Annotated in this window: 10 protein-coding genes and 1 pseudogene; 5 read left to right on the plus strand and 6 right to left on the minus strand. The window is 71.4% G+C overall.

Going from position 1 to position 7,497, the window contains the following annotated elements:
* From EYA84_RS33580 to EYA84_RS22280, 3 genes are all read right to left on the minus strand, one after another.
* On the minus strand, positions 1 to 307 hold a 307-nt coding region (locus EYA84_RS33580), incomplete at its 3' end, for a hypothetical protein (protein ID WP_131054990.1).
* A 136-nt stretch (positions 308 to 443) separates the two neighbouring features.
* A complete protein-coding gene (locus EYA84_RS22275; protein WP_131054991.1) occupies positions 444 to 1,658 on the minus strand; it encodes an MAB_1171c family putative transporter in 1,215 nt (404 codons plus the stop codon).
* 14 nt (positions 1,659 to 1,672) lie between these two features.
* A complete protein-coding gene (locus EYA84_RS22280; RefSeq protein ID WP_161595014.1) occupies positions 1,673 to 2,185 on the minus strand; it encodes an ImmA/IrrE family metallo-endopeptidase in 513 nt (170 codons plus the stop codon).
* A 314-nt stretch (positions 2,186 to 2,499) separates the two neighbouring features.
* Between EYA84_RS22280 and EYA84_RS22285 the strand changes: the two genes are divergently transcribed.
* Positions 2,500 to 3,015, plus strand: coding sequence for a phosphoesterase PA-phosphatase (locus EYA84_RS22285; protein WP_236145902.1), 516 nt, complete (start codon positions 2,500 to 2,502; stop codon positions 3,013 to 3,015).
* Between the two features lie 10 nt (positions 3,016 to 3,025).
* On the opposite strand, the gene EYA84_RS22290 is transcribed toward EYA84_RS22285, so the two are convergent.
* Positions 3,026 to 3,436, minus strand: coding sequence for a helix-turn-helix domain-containing protein (locus tag EYA84_RS22290; RefSeq protein WP_131054994.1), 411 nt, complete (start codon positions 3,434 to 3,436; stop codon positions 3,026 to 3,028).
* Between the two features lie 420 nt (positions 3,437 to 3,856).
* Positions 3,857 to 4,609 (minus strand): alpha/beta hydrolase, encoded by a 753-nt coding sequence (locus EYA84_RS22295; protein WP_131054995.1) that lies wholly within the window; start codon positions 4,607 to 4,609, stop codon positions 3,857 to 3,859.
* A gap of 151 nt (positions 4,610 to 4,760) precedes the next feature.
* Between EYA84_RS22295 and EYA84_RS22300 the strand changes: the two genes are divergently transcribed.
* Both EYA84_RS22300 and EYA84_RS22305 read left to right on the plus strand, forming a co-directional pair.
* Positions 4,761 to 5,441 carry an HAD family hydrolase gene (locus EYA84_RS22300; protein WP_236145901.1) on the plus strand — a complete coding sequence of 227 codons (681 nt, stop codon included), beginning with the start codon at positions 4,761 to 4,763 and terminating at the stop codon, positions 5,439 to 5,441.
* A gap of 230 nt (positions 5,442 to 5,671) precedes the next feature.
* Complete coding sequence (locus tag EYA84_RS22305; protein ID WP_131054996.1) at positions 5,672 to 6,127, plus strand: STAS domain-containing protein; 456 nt, start codon at positions 5,672 to 5,674, stop codon at positions 6,125 to 6,127.
* A 43-nt stretch (positions 6,128 to 6,170) separates the two neighbouring features.
* Here EYA84_RS22305 and EYA84_RS22310 read toward each other — a convergent pair whose 3' ends face one another.
* A complete protein-coding gene (locus tag EYA84_RS22310; RefSeq protein WP_131054997.1) occupies positions 6,171 to 6,362 on the minus strand; it encodes a hypothetical protein in 192 nt (63 codons plus the stop codon).
* A gap of 485 nt (positions 6,363 to 6,847) precedes the next feature.
* Here EYA84_RS22310 and EYA84_RS22315 point away from each other — a divergent pair, with 485 nt between their 5' ends.
* Together EYA84_RS22315 and EYA84_RS22320 are read left to right on the plus strand one after the other, a co-directional pair.
* Positions 6,848 to 7,315, plus strand: coding sequence for a hypothetical protein (locus tag EYA84_RS22315; RefSeq protein ID WP_201272453.1), 468 nt, complete (start codon positions 6,848 to 6,850; stop codon positions 7,313 to 7,315).
* A pseudogene (locus EYA84_RS22320) lies at positions 7,315 to 7,497 on the plus strand (hypothetical protein); the annotation flags it as partial. The gene EYA84_RS22315 and the pseudogene EYA84_RS22320, both read left to right, overlap by 1 nt.

A 7,497-nucleotide genomic window follows, 5' to 3' on the forward strand; every position in this document is an offset into this window, starting at 1 on the left:
CGCCGGCACCGTCGGGCCGGTGCGGCCCGCCGGGCGGCGGAAGCAGGTCGGTGGCGGGCGCGTCACCCGCGAGTGCCGGACCGGACACGGTGCCGGCCTCGGCGGAGGTACGGGTCGGCCGGGCGGACGCGGACAGCACGATGCGGGGCAGGAGCGGGGACGGAGTGCCGCGTCGCGGCAGATCAGCGGGCCGGTCATGGCGACCGCCGCCCGATCGGACGGAGGCTGTCGGGGTGGCATCGGAGTCGGACGGGGAGAGCCAGCCGCCGATACGGAGACGTGGCTGGTTGGTGCCCTTCTCGGACATGGTGGTCTCCTGCCGCTTCCCGCGCACGCGCCCGCCCGGACAAGTCATCTGGTTGCGGCCCATACGCTCTCATCACCACACGGGTCGGCGCCAGTCCTCGTCGAGGACCAGGTGCCGTGCCGACGCCCCGGCCGACCTAGTGGGTGTCGAGGGTACCGGCGACGGAATCGCGGACCAGTGGCTCACCCAGCACCCTGGAGAGCGGCGCAAGACGACGCGCGTCGGCCTCCACGTCGGCGGGTGCGATGTCTCCCGACGGCGGTTCGACGCCGGGCTCCACCGTGCCGCCGGCCACGTGTCCCTGCGCGTACCGCCGGACGGCGTCCAGGATCCCGGCGGCCTCCCCGGCGGCGGCGGCCCGCGCCTCGTCCCAACCGGCCTCCTCGGCGCGCCGCCGGGCCTGCGCCACCACCATCGGATCCGGGGGGCCCACCGCCTGGAGGCCGTCGCCGATCTCCACGCACCGCCGGTACAACCGTTGTCCGATCCCCCACACCCACCGGGGGTTGCGCTCCGGCCGGCGGGGCGGGTGCAGCGCGATGCTCGGCACGGCCTGGTACAGCAGGTGCCACAGCGGATGCAGGTCGCGGTGGAGCGCGCTCTTGCGGGGGAACGCCCGCAGACCGTCGACGGTCCGCCACACCGTGGAGAGCACGAAGCTCGAACAGATCAGGACGACCGAGAGCGTGACCAGTGACTGCGACGCGACCGGCTCGGACCAGGCGGGTGTGGTGTCGGCCAGTCTCCAGGCGAGGAACAGCGCCTTGTGCGCCACGAAGGCGGCGCCGAAGAACGCACCGGCACTCAGCAGCCGCATCACGACCTTCAGCCGGGTGCCGGCGAAGCGCGCGTAGCCCAGCGACATGCGCAGGATGTCCACCACGGAGACGCCCAGGTACGCCAGGAACGCGAGCATGTAGACGATGACCTGCGGCTTGTCGCCGTAGCTCTCGGCGAAGTGCATCGGCTCGGACTCGGCGAAGTCGGCCGCCCAGAACATCGTGATCATGACGGTGGCCACCACCGCCAGGAACAGCCATCGCCGTCGCATCGACCGACGCGCCCGCTGCGGATCCCCCAGGTGCAGGAAGAGGAACTGGATGGCGGTGGCGGTGATCAGCGCCGCGCCGTGCTCGACGGGCTTGGCCAGGTTCGGCACCCCGGACACTCCGTCGATGAAGCTGTGCACCGGGGCCCACCCTGCGGTGACGGCGACGCCGCAGCCCAGGCAGATCCCCAGACTGGCCAGGATCCTCGGGTTCGACGGGTCACGCCGTAGCGCGCCCAGCTTCACGACGAACGCCGCGACGGCGACCACCAGCGCCACGACGTGGCCCGCCGCCACCAGCATGCGTACCTCCCGGCTCAGTCGGTCAGCGTGGCGGCGATGCGGTACATCACCGCCGCCGTCTCGTCCGCGAGGTCGTCGAAGCCGCCCACCTGGCCGGCGGTGGCCATCTGTGCGCCGAGGTAGGTGGCCAGCAGCTCGGCGTCGTGTTCCTGGCGGTCGTGGAACGTCGACGACGAGCGGGCCAGCAGTGCCTGCACGTCCGCCGCGTCGGGCGGCTCCGGCGTGGTGGGCGGCAGCACCACCTTCCCGGTGTGTCGCAGGGCGATGTGCATCAACTCGTGCAGGATCGTCTGGGTCTGCAGGACCGGGGACGAGTCGCGGCTGTAGAGCACGTAATCCGTCTCCGTGGTCGCCACCCACAGCCCACACGGACCGGCCTGCTCGCCCATCGTCATGGCGAGGACCTGGATGTCCCGGCGACGGGCGGCGGCCAGTGCGGAGATCGTCGCGGGAAGCGTCAGCGGTGCCGGCAGGTCGACCACGAGTTGGCGGATCAGCTTCTGGATCTGCCGTCTCTGCCGCCACATCGTCGCCGCGCCTCCCCCGTGCGAGCCTCCACCGAGACGATCCCGTGCCTGCCGTCCGCCCTCGTCCTGGTCCGACGTCCGGTCCATCGAGCCTCGCGCCGCGCCACAATAGTGGCGGCACAAGGGGGCAGCATAACCAACCGGCGTCGATCGCGGGATCCCCACGCGGCGCGAGCCCCTGCCGCGATGTCCCGGCCCGACGGGGCAGAATGCGGGACGTGCACGACACCAGGGAGGTCGAGGCCGGTCGACCGGCGCTACGGTCCGCGCGCGTGGTGACCGAGGTGTTCGCACCGGCACTGTTGGCCGCGGCCATGCCCGTCGTCATCGGAGTGACGAGTGTGTCGCCCCTCGTCGACGGCCTCGGCTGGGCGCTGGTCGGCGCGCTGTTCTGCTCGGCGATCCCCAACGCGTTGATCTGGTGGGACGTCCGCCGTGGGCGGCTGACCGACCACCACATCCGGGTCCGCGAACAGCGCCGGACCCCTCTTTTGTACGGCCTGCTCTCCGTACTCGTGGGACTGTCTCTGATGATCGGTCTCGGCGCGCCCCGACCGGTCACCGCGATCATCGTGGTGATGTTCCTGCTCGGGGTGGCGGTGACCGCGGTGAACCTCGTCTGGAAGCTCAGCATCCACGCCGCGGTGGCCGCCGGGTCGGCGGGGGTGCTCGTGGTCGCGTTCGGTCCCGTGCTCCTCGCCACCGCCCCGTTGGTGGCGCTGGTCGGCTGGTCGCGCGTACGGCTGCGGGATCACACCGTCGCCCAGGTGATCGCCGGCACCGCAGTGGGGGTGCTCGTCGCGGCGCCGACGTTTCTCGCCCTGCGGTGATCGGGGCGCGCTACGGGTCGAAGCGGTCCCGGCGCGCCTTGCTCCGTGCCTCCAGCGCGGCGACCTGCTCGACGATCGCCCGCAGACTGGCCCGGGGCGCGCCGGGCGGCATCCGGCGGGCGAGCACGGTGATCGTCTCCAGATCCGGGTCGCTGACGGACTCGGCGTCGGTCACCCGGTCGAAGAAGAAGTTCGGCTCCACCCGGAAGAAGTTGGCCAGTTGCTGGATGGCCGAACGCGACGGATTGTCACGCTCTCCCCGGAGCAGGTAGTTGACGTAGCTGGTGGACAGACCGGTCGCCCTGGCCACCTCGTCCGGCGAGAACGCCTTGTCGGTGCCGGGCTTGAGTCGCGTCTCGAACAGGTGCCGCAATCGGGCCGCGAACGAGGTCGGCCCGTCGGCGCTACCAACGTCGGCCATGACCACCTTCCGATCCACCTGCGACATCCGTCGCGACCCGTCCGGGGTCGACCACGATAGTTGCTGAACGTCGCGGCGCTGTGCTCTACTGAGCTGCACCCGACAACTATTGTGGCAGTGACACCGTAGCGGACACTGCCCGATACCCAAAGACATCCACGGCCACCGGCAGATGTCGAATCGGTATCAGTGTCGGGTGACGAGCGTCAGTGGTGGGCACGGCACGGGGAAACGCAGGCTGTCACGGCGTGCGTTGCCGCATCTCGGGCGGCCGGTAGCGGGCGCAGGGCTCGTCTGCCCTCCGCGTCCGGAACGCCCGCCCCCCCCCCTGGCGCCTGGCCCGGGGCGGTGCACGCCCCGGGCCACCTGGATCACACATCACCCGACCGGCGGCGCCATGATGCGCTTCCCCGAGTCCGGTCAGGCGCTCGCGGATACCGGGCGCAGGTGCCGGGCGAAGAACCGGGCCGCGTCCTCCCCGGCGAACTGCGGGACACCGGTGTGTCCGCCCATGTTGGCGTGCAGCGTCTTCTCGGTCGAGCCGAAAGCGTCGAACAGGTCCAGGGCCGCCTGCCGGTCGTTCCCCTCGTCATCCCACTGCAACAGCACGTGAAGCGGAATGGTGACCTGGCGTGCCTGCTCGAACATGATGCGAGGCACGAGACTCCCGGCGAAGAAACCGGCGGCCACGATACGGGGCTCGACCACCGCGAGCCGGATACCAACGGAGATCAATCCCCCTGAGTACCCGACCGGGCCGCCGATCTCGGGCAGCGACAGAAGCGCGTCCATGGCGGCCTGCGTCTCCGGGACCGCCTTGTCGACGAGCGGTAGGACGAGGGCGTCGACGATCTCGTCGCTGACCGGCTCACCGGCCTCCAACGCCCGGCGCAGATCGACACGGGCCTGCTCGGCGGCGGCCCAACGGGGCCGGTCACCGCTGCCGGGAAGCTCGATGGCGGCTGCCGCGAAGCCCTCTGCCACGGCGTGCCGGGCTCGCGCCACCAGACGGGGGTACATCGTGCGCAGTCCGAGCGGGGGGTGGCCGAGCAGAATCAGCGGGACCGGCGCGGATGCGGACGCGGGCGTCCACAGAATGCCGGGAATCTCGCCGAGGACGAATTCGCGTTCGCGGACGCCGTCGTCGAGCCGATGCGCGGTAGTGAATCGCATGGTCGTGCCTTTCGGGAGTGCTCGTGAACGGCGCTCCCGGACGACCTATCGCCCGACCGTGGCCCCAGAGGGGAGCGCCCATTTCCACAACGTCACGGGTGCCACCTCCTCGGTCTCTCGCACGGACTCGGAAGAAGTCTACGCTGGGCGAGTGATCCGGGCCGTGATCGTGGACGTCGACGACACCCTGTGTCTCACCCAGGCCGCCGCGCTCGCGTTGGAGAACGAGGTGCTGGCGGAGATGGGCCGACCTCCGATCCCCCCGCACGTCCACCTGTCGACGTGGGGCGCACCACTGCTGGACGCCATGCCCATCCGATCGCCCGGCCTCGACCTGGCCCGGTTCACCGCGTTGCACCAGCGGGCGCTGGAGCGGCACGTCGCCGACGGTCGTCTGGACGTGGTCCCGCCGGAGAACCTGCGGGCACTGGACGAGTTCGTGCTCTCCGGCCGGAAGGTGTTCCTGTTGACGTCGCGGACCGAGGCCGAGATCCGGCACATGCTGGCACCGGACCACGTCCTGGCCACCCGGATCAGCGGCGTCTACCACGCCGGGAACATGCGCTTCCGCAAGCCGGACCCCCGCGCCTTCGACGAACTCCTGGCGTCCACGGGACTGCCGCCGGCCCAGTGCGTCTACGTGGGGGACTCTCCCGGAGACGCGCTGGCTGCCGGCGGCGCTGGCCTGCACTTCATCGGCTGTCTGCAGAGCCGGATCCGGACGCCCGCGGACTTCGACCCCCGGTACGTCGACGCTTTCGTCGACGCCTTCCCCGCCATCGTCGACGCGGTCCGGCAGCTCGATCCGGTCACCCCGGTCTCCAGCGGGTGACCTGCGGCGGAGCAGGGGTCGCCGGACGGCGATCCCGACCCCGGTCGGCCACTGCGGCACCGGCGGGCGTGGCATCGGTCGCCGGCGGCGGGTACGGTCGAGGCAAGGCGTCCTACGCGCCACGTCGAGGTCGGCACCTGAAGCGCTGTCCTCCCCGGCGCCGGATCGATGGTGGCAACCTCATCCGGCCGCGCCAGTGCCCTTCGCCAGGGCAGGGACCGAGCATTCGCATGAATGTCGTCACTGACCAGGAACTCCTGCAATTCCACCACTATGACGCCAGCCCGAGCACCCGGCACGTGACCCTGTCCGGTGAGGCCGATCTGGCCACCGCCACGCGCATCCAGCACCACCTCGGACTACTCCTGACCCCCGAGTGGATCACCCATCTGGTGCTCGACCTGACTCCGCTGAGATACCTCGACTGCGCCGCTCTCTCCGCGCTGCTCGTGATCGGGGAGACCGCCGCCGCACGCGGGCAGCGGATCACCGTCACCGCCACCAGCGGCACGGCGAGGGTGATCGCGCTCAGCGGCGCGGAGCACGTCCTGCGGGCGTCCGGCCACCTCGCCGGACAGACCGCGTCGATCACGCGCGAGGTGACCGGCCCCCACCGCCCGCCGGCCGCCGTCGTTCCGGGACGTCTCGTGGACGCGGGACAGCCGGATCGACCGGCATCCTGCTGACAGGTCAACCCGGCAGACAGCGTCCACGCCGGTGGCGGTCGGCCTAACCGGCGGCCCCGATGCCGCCGACGGTCAGTCCGGCCGCCAGCAGCACCGCCAGCGCGCTACCGGCGGCGATCCACTGGCGGCGACGGCGGACGCGATGCTCCACCAGGTTGAGTCGGTCCTGCGGGGGCCGCAGGACCGGCACCGCCTGGGTCAGCAGAATCCGGATGTGGTCGTCGTCGTACGTCACGCCCTACCTCCAGACCGCGAAGAGTTCGAGATGCGGATCCGCCTGCACCGTCTGTGACGCCGTGTGCTCCTGCGCCTCGACAGTGCTGGCCGGACAACCGAGGATCTCCGCCGTCCGCACGACCGTCGTCGCCACCATGCGACGTACGTGGTGAACAACGCCTTCCGCAGGTACGCCTCCGGCTGCCCACCGTCGGCGATCGCGGGCCGCGAGGTTAACGCCGGGTTCCCCGTCGTCGCACCTGCCGGGTGCGGGTGAGAGAGCGCACACTTCCCGTAGAGCATCCTAGGAGGATGGCCTGGTGGTCGGCGGATGGTGGGACGACCTCGGCGCGGCGGGATGTCGTACCCGTGGGCCATGATCTTGTCAGCACGGCGGCGCCGGGACCGGTCGGCGCACGCATCACCACGGCGGACGCCGAGTCCGCAGCGGGCGGGAGGATTGCGGTGACGGACCTGGACGGGACCGCCTGGCGGCGGCGGAGCGTGGTGGCGGTGGTGCCGCCGGCCCGCCCCCGCAGGCTGGCTAAGGTGCCCTTCGTCGAACTGGCCGACGGCCGATTGCAGGGAGTCGTCTCCAGCGGCTCGGACATCGAGCGGGTCTACGTCTCGTCGGTGACCGCCGGCACCCACGCCTACCACTGCAGCACCAACAACAACCGGCCATGCGGCGGGCTGCGGGGTGCGCCCTGCAAGCATCTCCAGGCCCTCGCCGAGGAGGCCGTCCTGCAGTACGGTGTCGCGCGCGTCGCCCGGTACCTGCGAGTCGACGCCGGTGACGAGGTGCGCGGCGGGGCCGACCTGCTGGCCCGGATGGACACCCGGCACGAGCCCACCCCGGCCGCCGTGGTGTTCAGCCGGTTCCTGCGCCACCTGGCCTACCTCGAACTGCCGGACAGCAGCACCGCACTGCCCGAGCTGCACTGGTTCCCGGCAACCGGGGCGGTTCGCTGATGCTCGGCACCCAGTTGGCACACCTGCAGCAGGACCTTCCGGCGGGCCTGGCCGACGCCGACACGGTGGTGGCCGGCTTCGACGCGGCACTGGTCAGCGGATTCGCACGGGTCGGGGACGAGGCCACGGCAGCGTTGACGGCACTGGCCGACGCGGTGGCGGGCACCCCGTTGGGCGCCTGC

Origin of the sequence: Verrucosispora sp. SN26_14.1 (genome assembly GCF_004307965.1) — a bacterium.
In the GTDB taxonomy this organism is placed as follows: domain Bacteria; phylum Actinomycetota; class Actinomycetes; order Mycobacteriales; family Micromonosporaceae; genus Micromonospora.